At 64.3% G+C, this 25,808-nt stretch carries 17 protein-coding genes and 1 pseudogene; 7 read left to right on the top strand and 11 right to left on the bottom strand.

The annotated features are described in order from the left end of the window. Positions 1 to 108 precede the first annotated feature (108 nt). Positions 109 to 1,071 carry a sulfotransferase gene (locus tag E4634_RS06760; protein WP_135442071.1) on the top strand — a complete coding sequence of 321 codons (963 nt, stop codon included), beginning with the start codon at positions 109 to 111 and terminating at the stop codon, positions 1,069 to 1,071. Positions 1,072 to 1,373: 302 nt separating this feature from the next. Here the strand turns inward: E4634_RS06760 and E4634_RS06755 are convergent, their stop codons facing one another. From E4634_RS06755 to E4634_RS06710, 11 genes and pseudogenes are all read right to left on the bottom strand, one after another. Beyond that, positions 1,374 to 2,963 (bottom strand): glycosyltransferase family 2 protein, encoded by a 1,590-nt coding sequence (locus E4634_RS06755; RefSeq protein WP_135442069.1) that lies wholly within the window; start codon positions 2,961 to 2,963, stop codon positions 1,374 to 1,376. A gap of 4 nt (positions 2,964 to 2,967) precedes the next feature. Then, positions 2,968 to 3,918, bottom strand: coding sequence for a glycosyltransferase family 2 protein (locus E4634_RS06750; RefSeq protein ID WP_135442067.1), 951 nt, complete (start codon positions 3,916 to 3,918; stop codon positions 2,968 to 2,970). Next, positions 3,915 to 4,835 (bottom strand): glycosyltransferase family 2 protein, encoded by a 921-nt coding sequence (locus tag E4634_RS06745; RefSeq protein ID WP_135442065.1) that lies wholly within the window; start codon positions 4,833 to 4,835, stop codon positions 3,915 to 3,917. Before E4634_RS06745 ends, E4634_RS06750 begins: the two co-directional genes overlap by 4 nt. 6 nt (positions 4,836 to 4,841) lie before the next feature. Further along, positions 4,842 to 5,693: a class I SAM-dependent methyltransferase gene (locus tag E4634_RS06740; protein WP_167854801.1), complete on the bottom strand. Its 852-nt coding sequence runs from the start codon at positions 5,691 to 5,693 to the stop codon at positions 4,842 to 4,844. 403 nt (positions 5,694 to 6,096) lie between these two features. Beyond that, the gene (locus E4634_RS06735) at positions 6,097 to 9,210 is read right to left on the bottom strand and encodes a DUF5050 domain-containing protein (protein WP_167854800.1); all 3,114 of its coding nucleotides are present in this window, start codon (positions 9,208 to 9,210) and stop codon (positions 6,097 to 6,099) included. A 132-nt stretch (positions 9,211 to 9,342) separates the two neighbouring features. Beyond that, positions 9,343 to 11,970 carry a helix-turn-helix transcriptional regulator gene (locus E4634_RS06730; RefSeq protein WP_135442059.1) on the bottom strand — a complete coding sequence of 876 codons (2,628 nt, stop codon included), beginning with the start codon at positions 11,968 to 11,970 and terminating at the stop codon, positions 9,343 to 9,345. A 99-nt stretch (positions 11,971 to 12,069) separates the two neighbouring features. Then, positions 12,070 to 14,154: an oxidoreductase gene (locus E4634_RS06725; RefSeq protein ID WP_135442057.1), complete on the bottom strand. Its 2,085-nt coding sequence runs from the start codon at positions 14,152 to 14,154 to the stop codon at positions 12,070 to 12,072. A gap of 112 nt (positions 14,155 to 14,266) precedes the next feature. Then, positions 14,267 to 16,099, bottom strand: coding sequence for a flavin-containing monooxygenase (locus E4634_RS06720; RefSeq protein WP_135442055.1), 1,833 nt, complete (start codon positions 16,097 to 16,099; stop codon positions 14,267 to 14,269). Positions 16,100 to 16,282: 183 nt separating this feature from the next. Next, the gene (locus E4634_RS21820; RefSeq protein WP_434783498.1) at positions 16,283 to 16,528 is read right to left on the bottom strand and encodes a cation:proton antiporter regulatory subunit; all 246 of its coding nucleotides are present in this window, start codon (positions 16,526 to 16,528) and stop codon (positions 16,283 to 16,285) included. 9 nt (positions 16,529 to 16,537) lie between these two features. Further along, a pseudogene (rimK, locus tag E4634_RS06715) lies at positions 16,538 to 17,461 on the bottom strand (30S ribosomal protein S6--L-glutamate ligase); the annotation flags it as partial. A gap of 71 nt (positions 17,462 to 17,532) precedes the next feature. Further along, a complete protein-coding gene (locus E4634_RS06710) occupies positions 17,533 to 18,339 on the bottom strand; it encodes a sterol desaturase family protein (RefSeq protein WP_135442051.1) in 807 nt (268 codons plus the stop codon). 184 nt (positions 18,340 to 18,523) lie between these two features. Here E4634_RS06710 and E4634_RS06705 point away from each other — a divergent pair, with 184 nt between their 5' ends. From E4634_RS06705 to E4634_RS06680, 6 genes are all read left to right on the top strand, one after another. Further along, the gene (locus E4634_RS06705; protein ID WP_135442049.1) at positions 18,524 to 19,081 is read left to right on the top strand and encodes a hypothetical protein; all 558 of its coding nucleotides are present in this window, start codon (positions 18,524 to 18,526) and stop codon (positions 19,079 to 19,081) included. Positions 19,082 to 19,407: 326 nt separating this feature from the next. Next, the gene (locus E4634_RS06700; protein ID WP_167854799.1) at positions 19,408 to 20,427 is read left to right on the top strand and encodes an AraC family transcriptional regulator; all 1,020 of its coding nucleotides are present in this window, start codon (positions 19,408 to 19,410) and stop codon (positions 20,425 to 20,427) included. Positions 20,428 to 20,924: 497 nt separating this feature from the next. Then, positions 20,925 to 21,974, top strand: coding sequence for a DUF2860 family protein (locus E4634_RS06695; protein ID WP_167854798.1), 1,050 nt, complete (start codon positions 20,925 to 20,927; stop codon positions 21,972 to 21,974). Positions 21,975 to 22,078: 104 nt separating this feature from the next. Beyond that, positions 22,079 to 23,287 (top strand): hypothetical protein, encoded by a 1,209-nt coding sequence (locus tag E4634_RS06690; protein ID WP_135442043.1) that lies wholly within the window; start codon positions 22,079 to 22,081, stop codon positions 23,285 to 23,287. A 35-nt stretch (positions 23,288 to 23,322) separates the two neighbouring features. Next, positions 23,323 to 24,363, top strand: coding sequence for a DUF1214 domain-containing protein (locus E4634_RS06685; protein WP_135442041.1), 1,041 nt, complete (start codon positions 23,323 to 23,325; stop codon positions 24,361 to 24,363). A 14-nt stretch (positions 24,364 to 24,377) separates the two neighbouring features. After that, positions 24,378 to 25,805, top strand: a complete 1,428-nt coding sequence (locus E4634_RS06680; RefSeq protein ID WP_135442039.1) for a DUF1254 domain-containing protein — start codon at positions 24,378 to 24,380, stop codon at positions 25,803 to 25,805. Positions 25,806 to 25,808: the final 3 nt, after the last annotated feature.

The raw sequence follows: 25,808 nt of genomic DNA, 5'->3' as shown, positions 1-25,808 counted from the left end.
AAAGCGATGTTGTGGCAATATGTGGCGCGCGGCGTGCGAACTTGAGCATCCGAATATCAGTTTGAACCAGCCCGTGTGGACAACGGCTGAACAACGGGCACAACAGGCATGACACCTCTCATCCACATCGGACTTCCCAAGTCACTCTCGACCTGGTTGCAGCTCAATCTGTTCAACGGCGAGTCCGGTTTCAAGTACGCTTTACACCCCGGCGACTGCGCCAACCTGATTACCCTGCCTGGTGAATTTTCCTATTCCGCTGCGGCTGTGAAGCAGCGCTACTTCTCCAGGGTCGAGGAATACTCGGGCCAGGATGGCGAGTTCGTTCCCGTTGTCAGCCAGGAAAACCTGTCTGGTAGCCTGGCAGGCGGCGGCTGCGATGGCGAGCGACACCTTCACCGCCTGAAGAGCGTCTTCCCGGAAGGCAAGGTGCTCATCATCATCCGCGAACAAGGTGCGTTTATCCGCTCTGCCTACTCGACCCTGGTCATGACAGGCTTTCCCCACTCCATTCGCAGACTGGCATTCCCCAGTGAGGATGTAGAGCGTGAGTTCAACAACCTCAGGAAGTGGGGGCACCCTGGATTCAGCTACGAGTATCTGCGCTACGATAAACTGGTACGCAGGTACATGCAGGCATATGGCCGCGACAATGTTCTCGTCCTGCCCTTCGAGAAGTTCGCCAGCGATCCCGAGGATTTTGTAAGGAATATCTTCGCATTCTCTGGATACTCCGGCGATCCGGAGCCATTCCTGGAACACCTGAATTTCGAGCGCAAGGTTAATCAAACCGCCGGATATCTGAGTCTTGCGATCCATCGCAATATCACCAGGTTCATATTCACCAACCTGTATAACGCAGGCTTTGTCAACGAGACATTCCGCTACCATCGCAAGCGCATCAAATCCATTCGCAGACTGGATACCTGGATTCCCGACGCCCTCAACCAATGGGCCGAAGCCCGGGTCGAGCGCTATATCAGGCGCGTAACGGAAGGCGAATTCAGCAAGAGCAACGCTAAACTCGCCTCACTGATTGACTGTGACCTGGGAAAGTACGGCTACCGATAGCATGACGCAGAGTGCTACCGACCATTGCCAGACCAGGTCGCGCAGGAACGCATGCCCACTCACTGCTCCTGGCGCCGATGGATTCTGGATGCCTCTGTCGGCGAATGGCCGAAGTATTCGCAAGCAGACCCCGTCCACCTAAGTTTTCACCAGCGGTTATCAACCTATTTCTGCTCTCAGTTCGTGACCTCAACGTCGGGGTTTGCCTGCAGCAGGCTGGTGGTACCGCCAAAAAATTGTGGAACACAGTCTCCTCGGCCAAAGGCGCCAGTGTCGCGTCCTCGTCACTAGCCGCACTGCGGCTAGCTGTCAGTCTCGCGCCAATCCGCCTCCCACTCGATTTCACGGCAGTTCGGGTTATCGGGCAAGAGTGCTGGGATGCCGTCAGCGAAGCAGTCGGGAACAACAGCGCATGGCAGGCCTGCGTCATTGCTGTAGCGCAGCACAGTGTGCGGAGACCAAAGCACCCGCATATCCTGATCCAGCATTTCGCGACAGGATAGCCGCACAGCCGCATCCAGGTTCTCGCTGTGCTCGAACATCGCAAGGAACTGCCTAAGGCTCACGGTCCTTGCTAGCATCAATGCCGCCGGCAAAGCCGTTACCTCCTGGTCCAGGCAGAGATTGGCAATATTACCCTTGCTCGTTTCATCCAGCAGATTCAGAGCCGCTACTGTGCACTGGGCGCCAGCAGCGTGGTATTCGGGTGCAGCCGCCAGGCGACCGTCACTGCGCAGCAGCTTGCCGCTAACGGCAGCAACGTCGTCACGGGCCGCTATCGATACCAATCGGCGCAGCCAGTGCCCGGCCTTCGGGCGCAGGCGGGCATCGACGGTACCGAAAAAATCGCTGTCGCTGGCGGACAGGCGAGTGGCTACGGCCATGACCAGATCGGGCGAATCGACGCTACCGACAATCGGCGAGATGCGCACCGAGAGCATCTCATCCACCACCGACAGCGCACCGCTCGCCGCCTCTATCTCGGCCTCATTCTCGCCATAGACCACCAGTTCCACGCTGGCCGCAGGCAGCGGCCACTCGATGCGGTTGAAGATAATGGCGTTGGCACAGCCCTTGACCAGCGCCTCGACGCCCACGCGCTCGAAATGGTGCGCGATGGCCTCGCGCGCCGCGCCCACCGCCCTGGCGAGATTGGAACGCGCCACGGAATCCGGTACGTCACGCCAGTGATACAGGACCTCGGGGAGGTGCAGGATCTCTCGGGGCTCGATTGTTTCGACGATGCGCAGGTACAGGTCGTAGTCCTGGCTCCCCTGGTAACCGGCTCTCCAGCCCTGGCACGCCTGCAGCAGGTCGCGCTGGATCACCGTCAGGTGGTTGAGGTAGTTCTGGCCCAGGAAGCGCGAGTAATCCCAATCGGGTTTGAAGAACGGGTCACAGCGGCGCCCCTGCGCATCCAGGTGGTCGGAGTCGGTATAGACAAACTTGACGCCTGGATTAGCGACCAGTGCGCACACCACCGCGTTGAGTGCCGCCGGATGCAGCACGTCATCGTGGTCTATGAGCGCGACGAATTGACCACTGGCGAGTTCCAGGGCGCGATTGCTCGCGCCGGCGATACCCTGATTGTTTTCCAGCCTCGAGACGTAGATGCGCTGGTCGAGCCCCGCGTAGTGCTGCAGCATCGCCGCCACACCGGGTTCGGTAGAAGCGTCATCCGCGATGCACAGTTGCCAGTACTGGTAGGTCTGGGCCATCACTGACTCGATGGCACTGGCGAGATAGGCCGGTTCGGTGTTGTACACCGGCATCACGATGCTGATCAGGGGGCCGTGGCCGGCAACAGATGCCTCGAGCAGGCGCTGGTCTCTCAACCTGGACCAGCGTTCATAGCTGGCCTGGTTGACGCTCCAGGTGTCGGCGCAGGCCATTGCCTCAGCCCGTCAACATCAGGCGCCTGGCCGGTCCCTGGGGCATGTGGCCGACGAACTGCTGCGGTTTCTGGGAAACCTCAAACGGGATGCCCCGAATCTGTTCGTACTGGGCTGTGTACTCAGCCCACTGCTCCACCTGCTTCTCGCGGGTGGAACTCGTGGAGATACCGCCGTGAACCTGGTGGAAGCTGGCCTCGCCCAACAGTTGCACGATACTCGCATCGGACATCTCACACAGTTCCTTGTACAGGTCCGGCATCAGGCAGCCGCCACCTGGAAGATCGAAGCGCTCGTCGCAACCACCTACCGCCAGGAAAGCGGCCTTGCGCACGAACAGGCAGTTGCTCTCGAACTGGCGCACAAACCAGAACAGCTTGGGAGGGCCACTGGCGAAGTTGTAGCGATAAGGCACACTGACTTCGTACAAGCGGTAGCCGTCCTTCGGCCACTCGATGCTGTCGAGCAACGCGTCCTCCTGCTGTTCGTCGTACCCCTTGTGCACGGACTCGACCTGGGATTCATGACCCAGGAAAAAGCGCGGCGCGGCGACGATCGGGTTGGATTCGTATGCAAACGGCACCAGCCCCCAGCGCAGGACCCCCGGGGTCACCATGTGTGCCCCATCGACCATAATGGCGAGTATCTCGCCGCGTGCCCGGGCGACCGCGTAGTTGATGGCGTAGGCCGGGGACGGCGGCGGATCCTGCAGGTAGTGATAGCGCACATTGGGCGCGAGGCTTTCGATACTCGCCTTGTCCAGCGGCTCGCTGGAGCCATTTTCTACCACGATGATTTCGTAGCTCTCGCTATCAATACCCCGCTGGTACGGCGTCAACAGAGAACGGATCGAGCGCGGGGCCGCGCGGCGCATGTTGTATACCACCAGCACAATTGAAAGCGTGATCGGGCTTTCCGGCCCTCCGCCCGCCAGCCAGTTGCTAAACACCTTCACTCGGCACCGCCTTTTGCCCCTGCTTTCTTGTTGCGGCGATGAATTTTCGAGGCCAGTGTAGGCATATGCCCGAAGAAGAATAGTTCCTTGGAGACCGCAGTCAGCCTGTCGCCACGAATATCACGGTACTGTTGCTCGTAGGTTTTCACGATCCGAGCCTGTTCGTCGGGCGCGATATTGGTGGTGGTGCCGCCATGCAGTTGGTGAAAGCTGCCCTCGCCAATCAGCATCACCGGCGTCACGTCGCCGGTATCACAGGCGCGCTTGAACAGGTCCATGTTCATAAAACCGCCACCCGGAATGTCGAACTGCTCGTCCGCACCGCCGATGTCCCGGTAGTGCGCCGCGCTCATGAACAGGCAGTTGCTCTCCAGCGGCTTGTAAAACCAGGTAACCACCGGGAAATCCCGGTACACCAGCGGGCTCCCCACCTCGAACAGGCGATAGCCGGCACTTGGCCAGTCGATACTGCGCAGCAGTTCGTCCTCGCGCGCCTTATCGTAGCCCTGCAGCATGGTTTCGTTCTGCTGGCCCGGGCCCATGTAGAAGTAGCGCACGGCAACCACGGCATTTCTCAGCGCCCGGGTCGCGCCCATGGCCTTGTAGAACACGCCGGGCGTAAGCAGGTGCGCGCCGTCGACCATGAAACACAGGGTATCGCCACGCGCCTGCTGCGCGCCGTAGTTGAGCGCGTAGGCCGGGGACGGAGGCGGGTTTTCCAGGCGGTGGTAGCGAAACTCAGGGCCGACTGAAGTGATGACGCTTTCCTCAACCGGCGCCGGCGAGCCGTTGTCGATGACCAGCACCTCATAGGAGAGGTCATCGCACATTTCCTGGTACTGCCGCGACAGGCTCTGCAGGGTGCGCGGAATCTCCCTGGCCATGTCATAGACGACAACGATGACGGACAGGTCCATGATCAATCAGCCCCCACGCAGTTGTGCAAGCTCTCGTTCCAATTCCTCCACCCGTGCCTGGGAGGCGGCCTGCTCGCGTTGCATGCGCTGGACAATACCTGTCAGGTTCATCCGCAGTTTCTCGGTAATGGTAATGAGTTTTTCACCTTGCATCATGCCGTGCAGCTTCTGCATTTCCGCCGCCAGTGCGGGATTCGAGTCCAGGCGCTCCCTGCTAATGAGGATACCAAGCCCGAAGTAAAGCGGCAGGTTCAGGAACTCGAAGTCCAGGGAGGATTCCCTGATATAGTCCTCGACAGCGGTGAGTACCCCATTGCGCTCGCCGCCCTCGACCAGGGCGTTGTTCATATCGGCATTGATGCCGCCTTCCGGCATCAGCTCCCGCTTCTGCCGGCCCATACCCTGCATGGCATACGGATGCCGGAATTCCTCGGGAATGCTGGCGGGGTCGTAGTACAGATCGCGGCGGCCGTAGGGCCAGGCGGTGTCGTGTACGAAGATCAGCGGCAGTTTCAGCGCGTCGTGGTCACTGTGCGCCTCAATCAACTTCAGTTCGTGGTAGACGGTATACCAGTTGTGGTCACCATCCACGAGGACGACATCGACCTCGGGAATTTTGGGTATAGCGTTGAGGCTGGTGTCCTTGTAGAAACTCAACCGACCACCGTACTGCGCCTCGAACTCCTCGACGTCAAATATCGGGGCCGGGTCGATACAATGTACGTGGCCGTCCACCCGCCGCGCGAAATTCACTAGAGCCTGGGTGCTGAGGCCGAATTCGGCGCCAATCTCCAGCACGTGCTTGCCGTCAACGGCCTCGACCAAGGGCAGAATAACCTGGCCCCAAAGTGCAATCATCCAAATTTCCTCTTTACAGGCCACTGCCCGGCGGCCTGAATTATTCTGGTCCCCCGGCCGAAGACAACCGAAACCCAGACGGGCCTCGGACAACGCCTCATGGCGCATATTTCAGCCGACTTGCGCTATGTCGCCGGGAGGCTTGCGCGGGCGCAACGGGGGTTCAAAGAGCCGGTGGATTCTTGCATCTGGCGGGACACGCGTCAAACCTCGACACCTGCTGGAAATGGGGCCGGTCGGACGGCCTGGAACACGGGTCGAGTCGAAACTAGAGCCATGCCCGCGACGCGAGGACAGGATGGTCCCCTCGAGAAGTCATTCCCCGACAAGCGCCACCTTGTACAGCGGGGCAAGGCGGACGTCCTACCGGACAGTCCACCTCGAGGACCTGCTGGTTCGACTATTACATCGGAGGCGGCAGATCCCGCTCCACCTCGAAACGCACCGTCGCCGGCAGGGAGCGGCCGTCGCTGTCATCCGCGAACAACTCCAGCGTATGCCAGCCCGGTGGGATGCTCTCGATGACGATCCAGTCGCCGTGATCGACATACACGCCATCGAGATACCAGCTCAGGCGGCCGCCGCCGGGCAGCTCGCCCTCGGCGTCGACCACCGCGGCGCGCGCCAGGATGCTTTCGTCCGCGGGGAAGGACGACCCCGACTCCGGGCCGAGGATGTGCACGAGGGGCACCTTGCGCGTCACCTCGAAACCCTTGGAGTAGATCGTGCGGCTGCGGGTACCGTCGCTCAGCACGACCCGCACCAGCGAGGTGGTGCCGGGTTCGGTGCCCGGCAGGTTGTCGGTGGGCACGCGCAGCAGCGGGCCGCTGGCATTGAGGGCGATGGCCTGCCAGGTGGTGCCGCCGTCGGCGCTGTACTGCACGTTGGCGGTCACGTCGTCGCCATCGCCGTCGAAGGCCAGCCAGGCAACGGTCAGGGTACCGTCCACCACTTCACCGGCGCGCGGCTTGAGCACGAAACCCAGCGGCTTGCCAGCGCTCACCGTGCGGCGCCACAGCTCTACACCTCGCTCGCGGTCGTACAGGCGGTAGGCAACGGTGGCGGTATCGAAGGGCATGATGGTCTCGAACACGTAAGCGGGGTCGCCGGGGTTGTCGTCGATCGGGTCCTCCGCCAGCGGCTGCGTGTAAAGAATCTGGTCGCCCACACCCAGTTGCTCAATGAGGTAGTCGGCGTCCGTATCAAGGCTCAGGCTGGTGACCAGGATGTCGTTCTGGCGCCCGGTCAGTTCGTCCTCGTCGAGGATGAAGCCCGGCTGCGCCCGCACCTGGCCCTGCTCCAGTCGCAGGTTGAGGGCCAGCAGACCGCGGGTGCGCAGCTCCGGCACGGCGCGCGCTGCCGTGCGCTCGGCGACGCCTGCCGCATCCATGGCGTCGAGCATGGCGGTCCAGGTGAAGTCCGAGGGCCAGCGGTTGTAGTTGTAGCTCAGCAGGTCGGCGGCCAGGCCGTCGGTGGGGTGAATCGCCGTCCGGGTGAGTCCGTCGAAACCCCAGTGGTTATCCTCCCCGGCCCCGTCGTCGAGCTGGCAGGGCGGATACGGGAACGGGCCCGGCCCCGCCGGCCCGCCGCAGTCGGTGTGCGGCCGGCCCAGCACGTGGCCAATCTCGTGGGCCAGGGTGACCGCGCCGCGCGGCTGGTTGAAGGGCTCGTGGTCGGTACCGGTGAGCATCTTGGTCCAGTTCGACTGCAGGCCGGAGTTGCCCTGGCCGGCGAAGGAGAAGCCACTGCCGTTCTTGTCCGGATCGAAGGTATCGGCCTCGTTGCTGACCAGCCCGGTCATGATCGCGAGGTTTTCGCCGCAGACGAAGGGCGAGTCGGAGAACGCCAGCTGCGCCGCCAGCGTCGACATCAGCTCGCCGCGGTCGTCATCCACGGTGATGTTGAACGCCGTGCCGTCGCCCTTGTACAGGACGTTGTTCATGGGAACGACGATCAGGATGCCGGGGGTCAGCATCTCCGCCCGCTCGAGTTGCTCGAAGTAGTCCGGGGTATTGAGCTGGTACACCACCTCGCTGCCGCCGGCGTCCAGCGCCGCGACTGGCGAGGTCGCCAGGCACACGCCGCGGTGGTCCAGGGTGACGAACTGCTCGCCGAATACCGGGAAGAAGTTGTTCGCGTAGTTGAGTTCGAAGCGCCGTGTGCCGTTGTACACGGGGTTGATCTCGGCGCGCAGGGACACGCTCTCGTCCACCCAGCGCGGCGGCAGGGCGAAAACATAGGTGCCCTGCGCATCGCCGCGGGTGGCGCCGGCGATATCCGGGTCCAGCAGGCCGGAGATCGGCTGCAGCGGTGAGCCGGGCAGCGCGACACCGTCGCGGGTGCCGTGCAGTTGTGCGCGCACGTTGGCGGTGGTCGCGGCGATCGTCTCGCGCGGGTAGACCCGCACGTAGGTGAGTTTGTCGGCGGCCATGCCCACGGAATGGAAGCCGTCCTGGATGGCCTGGGTCACTTCCATGCGGTCGATCATGTAGTCCACGCCATCCGCTTCGGCGGTATCCGGCAGGCGCTGGACGCGGCTGTTGGCCCAGTACACGTAGCCGTCGGTAAGCACCATGTCGTAGGGGTAGGCCTGGTCGAAGGCCATCAGCGTTGGTGTGCCGCCGTCCACCGGCATGCGCCAGATGTCGTTGCCAGTGCCGCCGCGGCCGAACACCAGGAGGTCGCCGTCGATGGCCAGCGAGTAAACCGGTTCGTCGCCGTCGAACAGCGTGTCGATGCTGCCGCCGCTTTTCAGCACGCGGCGCAGGCGGCCGCCGAGCTCGGTCCAGTAGACGTAGTCCTCGGTGACGGCGATGTCGCGCGCGCCCTCCACCGCGGGCCCAGAGGCGGCAGTGAAGATGGTGCCGCCGGTCTTGGCCATGGCGCGCACAGCGCCCTCTATATCACCGTTGCCCTCCGTCCAGTACATATAGGTGTCGTCGGTGACGATGCGGTTGACCGGCCCCACCGGCACGTGGGTGGCCAGGAACTCCTGCTGCGTGGGGTCCGATTGCAGCACACGCTGGATGGTGAAGTCGTTGAAGAAATACACCCAGTCGTCGTCCTTGCCGATGGCATTGTAGGAGGCGAAGGACACCCACTCGGAGGCGCCGCCGGTCAGCGGCATGCGATACACCTGCGGCGAGTCCGTCGGCGGGTCCAGCACATAGAACAGGTAGGTGTCGCCGGCAACCATGGCGTTGGGCTGCACCGCGCCGCAGCCGGTCTCGACCTGGTCCTTGTCCGGCTCGCCGCCGCCGCGCGGCACGCTGCCGAACACCACCAGGTCCGGACGCACACCACAGGGGTTGGTATCCCACTCCGGGGTCTGCGCGTAGAACAGGTCAGTATCGTTGCCGGCGATCAGCTTGCCCCAGTCGATCCACTCCGGTTCCGGGTTGGCGGCGCTGGCTGCGGGCGCCAGCAGCGCTACCAGCAGGGTCCAAAGGCCAATGAGGTAGTTTGCGGAAAGTTGCGCGCTGGCCGTGGTGAGCAGCGCCGGGCGGTTCCTTTTCATGGGCATACCATTCCTTGTTCCGGGTGGGGCAACACACGCGCCGGGGCGCGATACCGGCACAAAGAATAAGTGTTAGCGGGGAGCCCGGCATGGGTGCGAGTACGCATTTTTCGGGCTGCGACTACCCAATTTTCAGGACGATTCGCTCCCGCCGAGCAGCCACGGTTCGCTCTTGATGCGCAGCGCCAGGTCGACGCGGTTCTTCGCCTGCAGCTTGGCGAGAATGGACGACACGTGCTTCTCGACAGTCCGCTGCGAGCGCCCCATCGCCGCGGCGATGGCGGCGTTGCTGCTGCCCTGCACCAGGTGGCCGAGCACGATCTGCTCCTTGCCGGTGAGGCCGCTGGGGTGTTTGCGCGCCGCGCGGTAGGGGCCGCGTTTCATCGGCGCCAGGCGGGCGGCGGCGGGTGATCCGTCGAGCCGTGCGCGCAGGCAGCGCCGGGCGGCCAGGGCGCCGGCCTGCTCGAACAGCTGGTCCGCACGCTGCAAGGACGCCGCCCCGCCTTCGTGCACCAGGGCCCAGGCCGCCAGGTAGACGGAGGATTCGTCCTCGAAGGCTGCGCTGGCGGCCACCGCATCACCGGCGAAAAACAGCGCAAAGGCTCGCGGCAGGTCGGCGGTTGCGACCGGCCCTGTATTGAGCCCGGCGAGTTCGGCCCAGAACAGGGCCTCGGCGCGCTTGCGCGGACTCAGCAGCTGCGGGTCCAGCCCGGCCAGCCAGGCCTGCGCCGCGCGGCCGTCTGCGGGCGTGCCGCAGAGCACCGCCTGCTCGATTTCGGCGACGCGCAGGGGCACCAGGTACTGCGGTTCGGCAATTTTGCCGGCGGCCTCCAGCGCCTGCATCAGTCGCGCCGCCGAGTCCCTGCTACCGGTACGCAGGCCGGCGCGGGCCAGGATAATCAGTGCCGGCATACGCATCAGCAGGGTCTGGTTATCCCGGCCCAACACGTCGCCGGCGATGGTGGCCGCCTCGTCGTAGCGATCCTGCTCGAAGCGCAGCTGCGCCTTGCGGCCCACCAGGTAGTAGGTCCAGGCATCGAGGTCGTGGGCGGTGTCGAAGGCGATCCCCTCCTCGATCACCTGTTCCGCCTGCGCCAGGTCGCGCAGTTCGATCAAACACTCGGACAGGTTGGTGTACACCCGCGCCGCCTGCTCGTGGAGGCCGTGTTGCAGCGACAGCGCCAGACTCTCACGCAGCTGCGGCTCGCCCCGGGTATCACCGCGAAACAGCCGCGCCGATCCGACCGTGTTCAGTGCATGCACGCGCAGTTCGGAGTCGCCGGTCTCGCCGGCGATGGCCAGCGCGCGCTCACCCCACTCTACCGCCTCGCCCATGATGTCCTGCAGCATGAAGAACTGCGCACGCAGGGCGTAGGCCTTGCCGCGGGCGGCGGATACCTCACCGCGTTCGAGCACGCCGATGGCCGCCTCGATGTAGTGCTGGGCCTGTTCCGCCTCGCCGCGGTACCAGTGCAGGCGCGACAACCAGAACAGGTTCTCCCCCTCGCGGGCCGGGCAGTCGACCTCCCGCCACAGGGCCACCGCCTTTTCCCGCGCCGCGATCACCTCGGCATCGATAGCCTGGGACAGACCGGCCTCGTAGGCCCAGTTCTCAAAAATGGCGGCGGCCTGCGCTGCGGGCAGCGCATCCGCCAGGCGCACCGCGTGGGCGAGGAATTCGGCCGCCTCGCGATGCGCGCCGAAACCCGCCGCCTGCCCGGCGGCCAGCGGTGCGTAGCGCAACAACAGCTGCTCGTCGTTCGCGCCCTGGGCGTGGTGTACCACCAGGTCCGGCAGCTGGTCCGCCTGGCCGCCGCGCACCAGGGCTTCGAGGAACAACGCGTGCGCCCGCTGGCGCTGCGGCGCGAGCAACCTGTCGTAGATCGCGCGCTGCACCAGTTCATGGCGAAAGGCCAACCTGCCGTCGTTCACCACCAACAGCTTGTGGCGCAGGGCGTCTGCCAGCGCGTCATCGACAGCATCGATAGGCAGTTCCTGCAACAGCTCGGCCGGAACCGCGCCCGGCCAGCAGGCCGCGTATTCCAGCAGCGCCACGGCGTTGCCGGGCAGGCCGCTGAGGCGCGTGTGAATGGCATCCGCCACCGAGTGCGGCACCTGGTCCAGCGCATCGCGCTGGGCCAGCAGTTCGGCAACAAAAAACGGGTTGCCGGCGGTCACCTGCAATAGGCGGCGCGGTGCCAGGCCGGGCCCGGGGGCGAGCTGGCGGATCGCGTCCAGGGACAGCGGCGCGAGCGTCAGCTGGCGTTTGCGCTCGCCGGGCATGAGGCCGAGGGCGGCGCGCAGCGGGTGCGCCGCATCCACCTCGTCATCGCGAAAACTGCAGATAAGCAGTAATGGCAGGGTGGTGATACGCCGGCCGATAAAGCGCAGCCAGTCCAGGGTGCGCTCGTCCGCCCAGTGCAGGTCCTCGATCACCAGCACTACCGGCTGGCGGGCGGCGGCGAGCGTGTAGATGAGATCGTCGAAGTAGCGGGTGTCGTCGGCGCCGCCGCTATCCGGCCCGAGCAGGCGCGCGCCGATATCGCGCAGGGGCCCCAGCGGTCGCGGAGTGGTCAGCGGGTCACAATAGCCGGTGGCCTGGCGGTGTGGCGCCTGCAGGCTGTCGAGGAACGCCGCGATCAACGAGGATTTGCCGATCCCCGCCTCGCCGCAGACCAGGGCGATCTGCCCCCCCGCGGCCGTCACCGACGCAAAGGCTGTCGCCAGCGAGCGCAACTCCTCCTCACGTTCCAGGATCACCCTAGTGCCTTAACCTGTAGCTCCATCCAAAGACGGCGCTCAGGTTAGCGACCCGCGCGAAGGCTGGCAATGGCGCGCCCGGGTGCGCGCCGGGGCGGCTCAGGGGCGCTGCATATCCGCCGGCAGCATCGCGGTCTCCGGCGCATCCGGTGCGAACCACACCTCGGCAACCGAGACCGGCGCGCCCTCCTCGCCGATCAGCCGCGCGAATTTCTGCCCCTCGTAGGGCGCCGCCGCGAACATGCGCGGCGCCAGGGCGTCGCCGATGGTGAACAACTGCGCCACCCGTCCCTCGAGTTCCCGCGCCAGGCTGTCCTGGGGTACGCGGCCGGTGGCGAGCACCACGGCGTCGATTTGCTCGGGAGTCTCGACGCCCGTGTGCAGGTCGTAGAGCGTCGCGCTGTCGACCTCGATGCGGCGCAGCCAGGTGCTCGGGCGCAGGCGTACACCCGCCTCCTTCAGCCGCTTTACCACGTAGCGCTCTTCCCAGTTGTTGGTCAGGCGCGGCGCCACCGGCGAATAGCCGGGCGACACCAGTTGCAACTCGCAACCCTGTGCAGCGAGCATTTCGGCGATGCCGACACCGGCGTGGTAGCCCTCGCCATCGACCACCACTACCCTGCCCCGCGGACGCGCGCCGCGCAGCAGGATGTCCTCCGGCCGGTAGACATGGGCCTGCTCACTGCCTGGAATGTCCGCGTCGCGGGTGAAGCTGCGGCCGCCCTCGCTGTACAGCGCACCAGTGGCGACAATCACCGCGTCGGGCTGTTCGGCGAGAATGTCCTGTGCGGCGACCAGCTGTCCGGTGCGCACGTCCACCCCCAGCCGCTCCAGTTCCGCCACCCACCAGTCGATGGCCGAGCCGTAGTGCTCGCGCCCGGGCAGGGAGCCCCACAGTGCCAGCGCACCACCCAGGGTCTCGCGCGCTTCGAACAGCACGACGCTGTGACCCTTGAGTGCGGCGACGCGCGCCGCTTCCAGCCCGCCGGGACCGCCGCCGACCACCACGACCTTTGCGGACTGTGCAGCCGCAGCAAAGGTTTCCACTCCCCACAGGCGCTCACGGTAGCTGGCGGGGTTGATGGCGCAGCCCTGGGCACCGTCGCCCAATGCCGCAGTACACCAGTTGCAGGCGATGCAGGTGCGGCTGAGCGACTCATTGCCGGCCCGCGCGTTCTGCACGAAGCGCGGCTCGGCGATCAGCTGCCGCGCGGCACCGGCCATGTCGATGGTGCCGGAGGCGATGGCCTCCTCCGCCTCGCCGAGGTCGGTGATGCGCCCCAATACGCTGAGTACCGGTATGTCACCGGCGGCGGCGCGCACCTTCTCGACGAAGGGCCGGTAGTAGTGCTTGCGCTCGAAACCGGTGGGCATGCCGTGAAAGAACTGCTGCGGCTCGAGACCGACATCGAGGTCGATGTAGTCGAGCAGCCCCTGCGCACACAGGGCGCCGAGCACCTCGCCCGCGGTATCGGTGGTATAGCCGCCATCGATCTGCTCGTCGCAGTTCATGCGCATGCCCACCGCCATGTCCGGCCCGGCACCGGCGCGCGCCGCCTGCAGGGTTTCCACGGCGAAACGCATGCGGTTTTCCAGGCTGCCGCCGTACTCGTCCGTGCGCTGGTTGAAATAGGGCGAGACAAACTGCTCGATCAGGCTGGCGTGGGAGCCGTGCAGCAGGATGCCGTCGAAGCCCGCCTCGCGCAGGTTGGCGGCGGACTGGCGCATGGCCTCGTGCATCAGCGCAATCTCCTGCCGGCTCATGGCGTGGGTGGCGACGGTGCCGCCGCCGAAGCCAAGCTGCCGCGAGGAGGGGCCGAAGGCCGGGCCAGGTGGCGCGAAGGTCTGCCAACGGCCGTGCCCGCCCCACCAGTAAAACGGCTGCCCGAAAATCTTGCCACCGGCGTCGTGGATGGCATCCGCCAGCGCGCGAAACGCGGGGATGTTCTCCGGCGGGTGCGGCGAGGGTTGCTGGGTGCGTCCGCGCTCGTGGCAGACCAGGGCCACGATGACCAGGCCGCAGCCGCCGTCGCGCACCCGCTCGGCGCTGTAGGCCACGAGGTCATCCGAGGGCCGCGTGCCGATGCTCAGGGTGCTGCCGTGGGGCGCGAAGAAAAACCGCGTGGGTATCTCGACCGGCCCGAGTTTTATCGGGGAAAAAACCTTCGGGTATCTGGGGTGCATGGCGGACTCGTTTTCTGGTTATGGTGAAGTCAGGCGACGATTTATTGCAAAGCCGGGCGGCCGGTTATTGCAATGCCAGGGCAGCGCAGCCATACAGCGAACAGCCGGGGCGTCAGCTCACGCTGAAACCATCCAGCTGCCCGTCGGCGCGCCAGGCCTCCAGCATGTCCCAGAACGCGTAGGGGCCTGGCCCATAGGCCTCGCCGAGGAAGTAACGGAACTCCTCACCGCCCTCGTTATTGTAGTAACCGGGTGTGCACTGGCGCTGGAAGGTCTCGACGTCGATCTCGGTATCGTGCAGGTGCTTGACCCAGCCCGCCTGCGCCTGGGTTGTCGGCTCCATGCGCGTGGCGCCGCGCGCCAGGCCCTGGCTGATGAGGTAGGCGATATGCTCCGCCTGGCGGTTCCAGGTCTCGGTGGTCGATGCGTGTACCGCGCCCTGGATAAAGCCGATGTAGAACTGGTTGGGAAAACCATGGCTGCTCATGCCGTGCAGGGTCTGGTAGCCGTTTTGCCAGTAATCGTAGATGGACTGGCCGTCACTGCCCTCCACCGCCTCGAAGGCCCAGCGTTTTTTCAGCTCGCTGGTCTGCTCGTAACCGCTGGCGAGGATGATGCAGTCCACCGGGTATTCCCTGCCCTCGTGGATAAAACCGTTCTCGGTCAGCGCCTCGATACCGCGCGTGGCCGAGACGTCCAGCAGCTCCACGTTGGGCCGGTTGAAGGTTGGGTAGTAAAAGTCGTTGGAGCAGGGCCGCTTGCACAGGAAGCGGTAATAGGGCTTGAGGCGTTCGGCGGTATCGCGGTCCTCGACGATACTGTCGACCCGGCGCCGCAGGCGCTCCATGGTGCGGTGGTCGTGGTCGCTGCGCAGTTGCAGCAGGTCTTCCACCGACAGCTCCGGCCAGCCGGCCTGCTCCCGCTCGTGGCGAATGTTGCGGTTGATCTCGGTCCAGATATCGCAGATCTGGTCCGGTTCGTCGCGGGCCAGGCCATGCCACAGCCCGGCCTGGAAATTGCGCAGCATGCGCTGGTGCCAGCCCGGCTCCAGCGACGCGGCCCAGTCCGGGTCGGTCTCGGTATTGTCGCGCGCGTCCACGCTGGAGGGCGTGCGCTGAATGACGTACAACTGGCTGGCGTAGCGCCCCAGGTAGGGCACGATCTGTACCGCCGAGGCGCCGGTGCCGACTACCGCGATACGCTGGTCGGCGAGCCGGTCCAGGTGCGGCTGTTCCTGGCTGCCGCCACTATAGTCGTAGTCCCAGCGCGAGCTGTGGAAGATCTTGCCCCGGAACTTGTCCAGCCCGGGAATGTTCGGCAGCTTGGGCTTGTTCAGCGGCCCCACACCCATCACCACGAAGCGCGCGCGGATCTCGTCGCCGCGATTGGTGGACAGGCGCCAGCGCGCGATCGACTCGTCCCAGCGCAGGGCCGTGACCTGGGTGTGGAACAGCGCGCTGTCATACAGGCCGTACTTGCGGGCAATGCTCTGGATGTACTCGCGAATCTCATAGCCCGGTGCGAACTTCTTGCTGGGCATGTAGCCCATTTCCTCGAGCAGCGGGAAATAGACATAGGAGACGTTGTCGCACTCCACCCCCGGGTAGCGGTTCCAGTACCAGCAGCCGCCGAAGTCACCGGCGTGGTCTATGGTGCGGAAGGTGCTCACGCCGGCCTTGCGCAGATGGTAGCCCGCGAGCACGCCCGCGAATCCGCCGCCGAGCACGGCGACATCGATGTCCTCGCTGAGCGAATCGCGCGGCGTTACCGGCGTGTGCGGGTCGGCCTCGCAGATATCGGCGAAGGCGCCGGCCGGCTCACGGTACTGGCCCTGGCCCTCGGGGCGCAGGCGCCGCTCGCGCTCCTGGGCGTACTTCTCGAGAATGGCGGGGACATCGATCTCCCCGATGGGTGGGATGTCGGTGGGCTCGCACTGCGCGCTCATGCAAACTGCTCCGGGCTTCGATCTTATTGCTGTACGCGACGTTATACAGCATTGCCGGATTAATAGCACCCCTTTCGTTTCAATTAGGTCGACAGCCGGGATAGGCCGCCGCTGGCCGGCGCTTTAACGCGGACGCGCCGCCCTTCCCAGACTGGAGACCCCCGGGGTAACGCCCGCCCCGGTTCAGCCCTCGAGCTGGATCACCGAGGGTTGGCGCCGGCGGCGGGCGCGGGCCGGCACCATGCCGCGCATGGATTCTAGCTTGCCGAAGCACAGCAGCTTGTCGCCGCTTTCCAGCACCCGGTCGCGGCGCGGATTGGGGATGACCTTGGAGCCGCGGTACAGGGTGAGCACGTTGATGTCCTTTTCCAGCAGGCCGGTATCGATGATGGTCTGGCCGATGAACTTCGACCCCTCGGGTACGTAGATCTCGCTGACGCCATAGCCCTTGCTAACGGTGAGGCGCTGGCGCACGTCGATCTCCGGGAAGTCCACCTGCGCCGCGATATAGTCGATGACGGCACCGGCCACGTCGAGTCCGGTCGCGCTCTCGATACCTTCCAGACCGGGCGAGGAGTTCACTTCCATGACCTGCGGCCCGGTCTTGCTCTCCAGCATATCGACGCCGGCCACGCGCAGGCCCATGATCTGCGTACAGCGCACGGCAGTCTCCACGTAGGACTCGTCGAGCTCCACCGGTTCGGCGACGCCGCCACGGTGCACATTGCTGCGAAACTCCTGGCCCTGGGCGACCCGGCGCATGGCCGCGACCACGCGGTCGCCGACCACGAAGGCGCGTATATCCTTGCCCTTGCTCTCGGCCACGAACTTCTGGATCAGCACGTTCTGCTTCTGGCTCTGCAGCAACTCGATGATCGACTCGGCGGCCTTCACGGTTTCCGCGAGCAGCACGCCGATACCCTGGGTGCCCTCGATCAGCTTGATGATGACCGGTGCGCCGCCGACCCGTTCGATGGCGGGCAACACGTCCTTCTTGTCGCGCACGAAGGTAGTGCGGGGGATGCCGATACCGTGGCGACTGAGAATCTGCAGGCTGCGCAGCTTGTCCCGTGAATTCGCGATACCGTGTGCGGTGTTGGCGCAGAACACGTCCATCTCCTGGAACTGCCGTACCACGGCTGTGCCGTAATAGGTGATAGACGCGCCGATACGCGGCAGCACCGCGTCGTAGTGGCTGAGCTGTTTCTGCCGGTAGTAGAGGTCAGGGCTGCCGCGCTCGAGGTCGATCGCAAACTTCAGCGTGTTGAGCACCTTGACCTCGTGCTCGCGCTGCAGCGCCGCCTCCTTCAGGCGACGGGTGCTGTAGGCGTTGGGGCTGCAGGACAGTATGGCGAGTTTCATGGCGCTTCCTCATTAGAAAAGATTGCTACTGCCGGACGCGTGTTTTATCCCAACAGCATAGAACAAGATGATCAGGGCTGTCGCATGTGCAGGGGGGTCAGCAACAACTGGTCCAGCCGCGAATCGCGCGGTTCACGCAGGTATTCCAGCCCGAGTTCCATGCTCGCCTGCTCGTCGAACGGGCGCTGTCGCGCCGTGCCGAACAGGTAGTCGAACCAGGGCACCAGGCTGCCGTAATTGCTGTTGGTGTACTGCGGGTCCGAGCAGTGGTGCAGGCGGTGATAGTCGGGCGTCAGCAACAGGTAGCGCAGAACCCTGTCGGCACGCCTGGGTATATAGACATTGCTGTGACTCAACAGCGTGGCCGCTACTGCGAACACGCGGTAGGCCAGCGCCGCCTCCATCGATACCCCGAGGGCGATGACCAGCGGTGCCGTTATCGGCAGCGAGATCAGCGGCTCCAGCGGGTGATGCCGGTAGCTGGTGGAAACATCGACATCGACATCCGAGTGGTGCACGGCGTGAATCGGCCACAGCCAGCGCACCTCGTGAAACGCGCGGTGCAACCAGTAGCTGACCAACTGGGTAGAGAGAAGCAGCAACAGGAAACCCAGCCAGTGCGGCGCGCCAATCCGGTTCAGCAGGCCCAGTTGGTGCAGGGCCGCCCACTGCGACAGCCAGATCAGCACCCAGGTGCCAAGCACTGTGGTCAGGTACCAGTTGAGTGCGCCGATGCCGAAGTTGCTGAGCCAGCGATTGGCCAGACCCGCGGCCAGTTCACGTCGCGGCAACAGGGATTCCAGGGCCATCACGCCGGCGAACGCAATAGCGGTAAATACGTAGACGAGGTTGTCCGGGGTTTCGCCAACAGACGCCATTGCAGTTTCAGCCAGTCCTGTGATTGGAATGGCACAAGACAATACCGGGCGCGACGCACGGCCACAAGCCGCATGAATTGCCGGCGCTACACCCGACCCGCTTCACTCGCCGTGTACTTACGGGTATTATTTTTGGCTGCGGCTGCGTTTGTCAGCTTCACACCCATGCACGGAGACAATTCGAATGAAAAAACAGCATCGCGGCCTCGTCGCGTCAGTGGCCGGCGCGTTCCTGGCCATGCCTTCCATCGTCTTTGCCGGCAGTGCCGCCCCCATGGTGGTGGTCGGACCGGTTGCCACCGCCGGCGCCGGCGCCACCGCCGTACCGACCATGAGCGCCAGCCTGATGATCGCGCTCGGCCTGCTGCTGGCAGTGGTCGCGTTGCGCTTCCTGCGCCAGAAAGGCGTCGCGCAAAAAATGCTGAGCCTGGTGGTGCTGGGCAGCGGCGTGGCCATCGGCGGCCTCGGCGTGCAGGAGACCCGTGCCACCAGTGTGACCGTCAGCGTCGAGAGCAGCGCGTGCAGCGGCGCGACGGAGTCCATCAACCCCAGTCGCGGCGACGGCTACGATCCCACTGCCCAGCTGTTCAACTTCTGCGAGTCGGCGAGTATCCAGGTGATTGCCTACGAGGACTATCCCTGCCCGCCCGAAGCGATGATCCACCAGGGCGCAGCGCCCGGGGACATCATCGCGGCAGGTGACGACGCCCTCCTCAGCTACTGCCCGTCCATTGAGCGCTGATTCACTGTTGCGACGCGCGCGGGGGCCCTCGGGTCCTCGCGCGATTCAGACCCGGCCATCCAGGGCCGCCCCCGCCGGCCACGCTGGCGTCCGCTGTACTCGCTCGACACCCTCCGAATCCCTCGAGAAGACCGCCAGCCCCGTCCTGCTAGCGCACCGAAACAGGTAGTGCACCGGGCCAGGTAGCGCGCCATAAGACAAATGTCTTATGATCCTTGTGCTTCGCCTGTCATTGCGCGCCAGGCCACCCGCTTCACGCGCCCCTCGCCGGGGCCGGACTGTGCCGCGCCGGTGCGATAGCTGCCACGGCCATGGAGATGGGCAGGATGAATCCAGTCATACACAAGCAGACCCTGCGTGTCGCAAGAGTCGTCGCGCTGGCTCCCTATATCCATGAGCTCGATAAACGCGGGATCGACGCCAGGCAGGTCAGCATGGACAGCGGGCTGCCGGGGGATATCCTGCAGTATCCGAACGCACTGCTCAGCGTGGAGAAGGCGTTCGCCTTCGTCGACAGGGCCTGTCAGGCAGCGAATGACAGGCATTTTGGCCTGACGGTAGGCCAGGCCGCACCGCTGGCAGTGCTCGGCGACTATGGCCGCATCATGCACTGCATGCCGACGGTCGGCGACTACCTGATCGAGGGCGTGCGGCTCTACAACCTGCTGACCAATGGACAGAGCCTGGGTATCGTCACCGGCGCGGACACCTGGCGCATCCAGGTCGGCTGGAGCGTCGGCCCGGAAACCGGCCAGTACCAGTCGCACCTGGAGATCCTCGCCGTCATCATCAATCGCTGCCGCCAGGCGGCGGGCCGCAACTGGTGCCCGCCTGCAATCAGCCTGCCGTTGGGTCAATTTGTCGCCATCCCCGAATCGGACCTGTTTGCCGGCACCCGGTTGGAGCAATGCGGACTGGGCAGCTGGATCGACATCCCTGTGGATATTCTCAAGCTGGGGCTGCCCTGCGACGACAACGACCCCAGGAAGCTTTCACCAGGAAACAGCACACGCCAGCTGAGCGGGGATCTCGTCGACTGCGTCCGCACACAGATCGTCGAGCTGATAGCCAGGCCGGACCTCGCCGTCGACCTGGTCGCCGAATGCCTGAACCTCAGCCGGCGCACCCTGCAGCGCTCGCTGGAACAGCGCGATGTCTGTTTCTCCGGTTTGCTGCTGGCGGTGCGCCGGGAAATGGCGATGGAATGCCTGCGCACCACGGACAAGCCAATCATCGAGATTGCCCTGGACCTGGGCTACACCGACGCGTCCAATTTTACCCGCGCCTTTCGCAAGGCAAACGGACTTTCCCCGCAGTGCTTCCGCACGGCGCTGGGCAGGGCTTGACCAACCTCCGGACGCCCCTCCGACCAGGCATTCGCCGGCAGCGCCATCACTCCCGGGACCTACCCCCGAAGTTTCGTCATGAAAATTTAATACTTTCTTCACAATAATCCCCGCACTGGAGCTTCCCGCGGCTTGAGCCGGAAAATCATGTCCAGCGCAGAAAAGTTTTTTGACACTGACGGGGTATGGCGCGAAATGACAGGCCGCGCGCTCCCCAAATCCCTACACTTCTCGTGCTTAAAAATCAGACGGTACCTGGACTGGAAAAACGGGAACGACGAAACCGCCAGAACCTGCATAAAACTGAAGGATTGCGTCGATTGCCAGTTGCCGTGAATTGCTGACCGGGCGCCAGCCCAGGACAGGCAGTTTTCTTGAACGTTGACTCGCATGTCCAGGCAGGTCCCGGAGGAATGCACGATTCAGTACCTTCGCAAGGTTCTATGGCTTCAGCGCGACGACAGGGTCGGCGCCAGACTCACCGGGGACACTCAGGCATGACTACTCACTTCCATTCGATCGCCGGCCTGGCTCGCGTATCGGTGCTGGGCGGTTGCGCCCTGCTGTTCGGCACACCCGCGCAGGCGGTAACCATTATTCCGGACAAGAGCGGCTTCAGTGGCTACGTCAACGTCGGTGCCGGTGGCATCGAGTTCGAGAGCAACCTGCTCGCGGGACTCGCCAGCGGTATCGTGGATGTCGGCGACGCCTACACCGATGACATCGACAGCTCGCCAGACAGCGATAGCGCAGTCATCCCCATGCTCAACTTCGAGTTGTCCTACACCTTCGCCGAAACCCGCACCCAGTTGTACCTCGGCAACCTGCTGGAAGATTTCCTGACCTTCGACCTCTCCGCGCTCGCGGGCGTACGCCAGGATATCGGCGGCGCCGGCATCCTCGGCGCGGCCCTGGTAAACACCAGCCTGTCCGCTGATGTCTGGGAAGACCCCTACCAGCTGAATGAGAAACGCAAGGACACCGAGAGCAGCAGCCTCGGCTATCGCATCAGTTGGGATCGCATCTTCAATACCGGGCTGACCCTGCAGTACACCAGCAAAAGCGTAGAGATCGACACGGAACGCAGCGGCGAGGCGCTCGGCTTCAGCAAGCAGCAGCGAGACCTGCTGGACCGCAATGGCGACCTCCACAACCTGCAGGTCAGCTATGAATTTCACCTCGCCAGTAGCCGGCACATCCTCACACCGCGCCTGCACTACCGCGATGCAGACCTCGACGGCGGCGCCATGGCCAACGACGGCTACGGCTATTCCCTCAACTATATCTACACCCACAACCAGCGCTGGCGCTGGGTTTTCAACGGCCTCTACCAAAACTTCGACTATGGCCGGATCAACCCGGTGTACGGATCGCGGGACAGCGCTGAGCGCTACGGCATTTCCACTACCGCGTTCTACACCGCCCCCTTCGGCTGGAAGCCGTGGACACTGAATGTCACGGCGGCCTACTTCGAGGAAGAGCACAAGCTCGATTTCTACGACTCGTCGGTAGCCGCAGTTACCGTCGCCCTGCTTCGGCGCTTCTAAGTGACCTGCTGAGCGTTGTGTGCAGCACCTTGACCCAGATCCATGATTCCGGCGATTAAAGCGCGCAGCATGACATCGCCGGTCACGAATTCGGGAGACACACAGTGAAGCCCAGGGAAAACCGCGACCAGAAGCGGGTAGTGCCCATACTTATGAGCCTGCTGGTTGCAGTCGCCGCGCCGCGCGCGAATGCCGAACAGTGGATACCTGTCGAAGGTCGCGAAACATTGCAGGCACTGGTCAGCGGCGCCACCGCACGTATCGACCTCGGACAGGGGCATTCCGCCGTCGGCCACTACGCCGCCGACGGCAGCGCCAGCATCGAAGCCTGGGGCGAGGTGTTCCAGCGCAGTTGGCGGGTGGAGGGCGAGAACCAGGTCTGCTACTCCTCCGCACAGGAGACCAACTGTTTCAGCTTCGAGCGCGACGCGGCGAACGCCAACCGCTACCGCGTGCGCGATACCCGCGACGGTGAATACACCTATTTCCAACTCTTCGCCGGACAGGTTGCCGAGGCGAGCGTTGCAGGTGACGGCAGCCTGGGCAGCCCCTCGGCGGCAGAAATCGCGGCGGAACTGTCCAACCCCAACACCGCCATGGGCACGCTGAACCTGAATCTGGACTACACCGCCTACCAGGGCGACCTGCCCGGCGCTGGCGGCCAGGAGAGCTGGCGCCTGTTGTTCCAGCCGTCACTGCCCTACCCGCTGGACGACACCACCAACGTATTCTTCCGGCCGGCAATCCCGGTGGTCATCGAGCAGGACGTACCGGCGGGCATCGGGGAATTCGACAGCGTCGACTGGCAACTGGGCGATATCGGCTTCGACCTGGCCCTGGGCAAGACCCTGCCCGGCGGCTACGTCGTGCTCGGCGGCGTGGTCGGCACCCTGCCTACCGCGACCGACGACCTCGCCGGCCGCGACCAGTGGCTGCTGGGGCCGGAGGTAGCCCTGGCCATGACCCGCCCCTGGGGCGTTGTTGGCGTGCTGCTCACCCACCAGTGGGATATCGCGGGCGAGGACGACTACGACACCAACGTGACCGGCGGGCAGTACTTCTACGCCTTCAACCTGGGCGGCGGCTGGCAGATCAACGGTACGCCAACGTTCTCCTACAATCATGAAGCGCGCAATGGCGACAACAAGCTGAGCTTCCCGCTCGGTATCGGCGTGTCCCGTACCCTGTTGCTCGGGGGCCGCCCGTGGAAGTTCGGCGTCCAGTACTGGCATTACGTGGCGTCGCCGGACGATTTCGGGCCCGACTACCAGCTTCGGTTCAACGTATCCCCGGTCGTGGCGCTGCCCTGGTAGCGCCCGATGGCAACTGCAACGCAATGGAGAGAATCATGAAAAGACCGCAACTGCAGCACAGCAAATCCATCGTCCTGCGCAGCGCGCTGGGCCTGGCAGTCCTGACCGGGGCCGGTGCCACCTCGGCAGACGTGCCGGTCAACGTCCAGAACTTCGTGCGCGCGGAGAGCGACACCATGTTCCGCGCCAACATGAAGACGTTCCACATACAGGTGGGAAAACTGTTTCACATGCGCAAACCCACCACACCGGACAACCAGCCGGTGATCCGCATGAACCAGGATACCCTCTACTCGGCGTTGATCATGGACCTCTCCAGGCCGGTGAAAATCACGCTACCGGAAATCGGCGGCCGCTACATGTCCCTGCACGTCATCAGCCAGGACCACTACATGTTTGTCGAGGATGAGCCGGGCACTTATGAGCTCACCGAGGATAGCGTGGGCACGCGCTTCGCCTACGCGACCTTTCGCACCTACTACAATGCCGGCGACCCGGCCGACCTGGACAAGGCCCACGCGGCCCAGGACAAGATTCAAGTCATTGGCGGCGGCGAGGGCCCCTTCGAGGCCCCCGACTGGAACACCGACAACCTCACAGCCGCCCGCAAGGCACTGAACGACCTGGCCGTCCTCGGCTTCGACCCGTCCTACGCGTTTGGTCGCAAGGAAGATGTGCGTCCCGTGGACTACCTGGTCGGCGCCGCGGCCGGATGGGGCGGACTGCCCAAGAGCGCCGCTTCCTACCTCGTGGACAGCGTCAGCAAAAATGATGGCACCACAACCTACGAGTTGACGGTCAAGGACGTGCCGGTCGATGCTTTCTGGTCGATCACCGTGTACAACGCCGACGGCTACCTGGATGACAACGCACTGGGCGTCAACAGCTATAACAATTCCTCGGCCGGGCAAAACGACGACGGTTCCTACACCATCCGTTTCGGCGGCTGTGACAGCAACCCGGTGAACTGCATTCCCATCTCACCGGGCTGGAACTATGCGGTGCGCATGTACAAGCCGCGACAGGAGATTCTCGACGGCGAATGGCAGTTCCCCAAACCGCAACCGGCCAACTGAGAGGAGATAACACGATGCGTATGAATCTCAACACCCGGGCTGCCGGTGCCGTGTTCGCACTGTTCACGGCGCTGCTGTTCCAATCCGCACAGGCGAACGCCGATGTTTCAGCGGAGGAAGCTCGCGCCATCGCCAGGGAGGCCTACACCTACGCCAACCCCATGGTCGACAACTACCGCATTATCTACGGCTCGTTCGTGGACCGCGCCAACCCGGAGTACAAGACCCCCTGGAACCAGCTCAAAAATATCGCCCGGGTCTACACGCCCGAGGACCGGGCGGTGCAGACCCCCAACTCCGATACGCCCTACAGCTGGCTCGGACTGGACCTGCGCACTGAACCGCTGGTACTGACCGTGCCGCCGATAGAGAAGGAGCGCTACTTCAATATCCAGCTGATCGACCTGTACACCCACAACTTCGACTACATCGGCAGTCGCACCACGGGCAACGACGGCGGCCAGTTCCTGGTGGCCGGGCCCGGCTGGCAGGGCACGGTTCCGCCGGGCATTACCCAGGTGATTCGCGCCGAGACCGAACTGGTCACCGCGGTGTACCGGACCCAGTTGTTCAGTCCCGATGATATGGACAATGTCAAAGCCATCCAGGCGCAGTACAAGGTGCAACCGCTGTCGGCGTACCTGGGCCAGCCGGCACCAACGGCCGCCCCGGAAATTGCATTCATCCCCCCGCTGACGCGCGACGAGATCACCAAATCCCCCGCGGTTTTCCAGCAGTTGAACTTTGTCCTGCAGTTTTGTCCCACCCACCCCACCGAAAAAGCACTGATGCAGCGCTTCGCCAAACTGGACATCGGCGCCGGCAAGGCTTTCGACTGGGACGCATTTTCCCCGGACATCCAGGCCGCCATCGCCCAGGGTATCGCGGACGCCTGGGAGGACTTCGCGCAACTCAAGCAGCGCGCAGAACGCGGTGAAGTCGGTTCGGGCGATATTTTCGGCACCCGGGACTACCTGCAGAACAACTATCCCTACCGCATGGCCGGCGCCGTACTCGGCATCTGGGGACACAGCGCGGCCGAGGCGATCTATCCCAGCTACTACGTGGATGCCAACGGCGAAAAGCTCGACGGCGCCAATCGCTACACCCTGTATTTCGCGCCGGGCCAGTTACCCCCGGTCAACTCGTTCTGGTCACTGACCATGTACGAGCAACCCGCCAGCCTGCTGGTGGCCAACCCGATCGACCGCTACCTGGTTAACTCGCCCATGTTGCCGGACTTCGTGCGCGACGCCGAAGGCGGTATCACGCTGTACGTCCAGCACGATTCACCGGGCAAGGACAAGGAGCCGAACTGGCTGCCGGCCCCCGCGGGACCGTTCTCCGTGGTGATGCGCCTGTACTGGCCGAAGCCGGAGGCCCTGGACGGCAGCTGGAAAATACCCCCGCTGACCAAAGTAGACGCAACGGGTGCCAACTAGGGC

Source organism: Mangrovimicrobium sediminis, assembly GCF_004745945.1.
Taxonomy (GTDB): Bacteria; Pseudomonadota; Gammaproteobacteria; order Pseudomonadales; family Halieaceae; genus Mangrovimicrobium; species Mangrovimicrobium sediminis.
Note: the sequence above shows the minus strand (reverse complement) of the source record. Positions and strands in the feature narration are given on the sequence as shown.

Bases quoted from the DNA above. Each gene is read 5' to 3' on its own strand.
- E4634_RS06710 (WP_135442051.1), bottom strand. From the start codon at position 18,339: ATGGCGTCTGTTGGCGAAACCCCGGACAACCTCGTCTACGTATTTACC.
- E4634_RS06725 (WP_135442057.1), bottom strand. From the start codon at position 14,154: ATGCACCCCAGATACCCGAAGGTTTTTTCCCCGATAAAACTCGGGCCG.
- E4634_RS06735 (WP_167854800.1), bottom strand. From the start codon at position 9,210: ATGAAAAGGAACCGCCCGGCGCTGCTCACCACGGCCAGCGCGCAACTT.
- E4634_RS06700 (WP_167854799.1), top strand. From the start codon at position 19,408: ATGAATCCAGTCATACACAAGCAGACCCTGCGTGTCGCAAGAGTCGTC.
- E4634_RS06760 (WP_135442071.1), top strand. From the start codon at position 109: ATGACACCTCTCATCCACATCGGACTTCCCAAGTCACTCTCGACCTGG.
- E4634_RS06705 (WP_135442049.1), top strand. From the start codon at position 18,524: ATGAAAAAACAGCATCGCGGCCTCGTCGCGTCAGTGGCCGGCGCGTTC.
- E4634_RS06695 (WP_167854798.1), top strand. From the start codon at position 20,925: ATGACTACTCACTTCCATTCGATCGCCGGCCTGGCTCGCGTATCGGTG.
- E4634_RS06755 (WP_135442069.1), bottom strand. From the start codon at position 2,963: ATGGCCTGCGCCGACACCTGGAGCGTCAACCAGGCCAGCTATGAACGC.
- E4634_RS06740 (WP_167854801.1), bottom strand. From the start codon at position 5,693: ATGATTGCACTTTGGGGCCAGGTTATTCTGCCCTTGGTCGAGGCCGTT.
- E4634_RS06685 (WP_135442041.1), top strand. From the start codon at position 23,323: ATGAAAAGACCGCAACTGCAGCACAGCAAATCCATCGTCCTGCGCAGC.
- E4634_RS06745 (WP_135442065.1), bottom strand. From the start codon at position 4,835: ATGGACCTGTCCGTCATCGTTGTCGTCTATGACATGGCCAGGGAGATT.
- E4634_RS06680 (WP_135442039.1), top strand. From the start codon at position 24,378: ATGCGTATGAATCTCAACACCCGGGCTGCCGGTGCCGTGTTCGCACTG.
- E4634_RS06720 (WP_135442055.1), bottom strand. From the start codon at position 16,099: ATGAGCGCGCAGTGCGAGCCCACCGACATCCCACCCATCGGGGAGATC.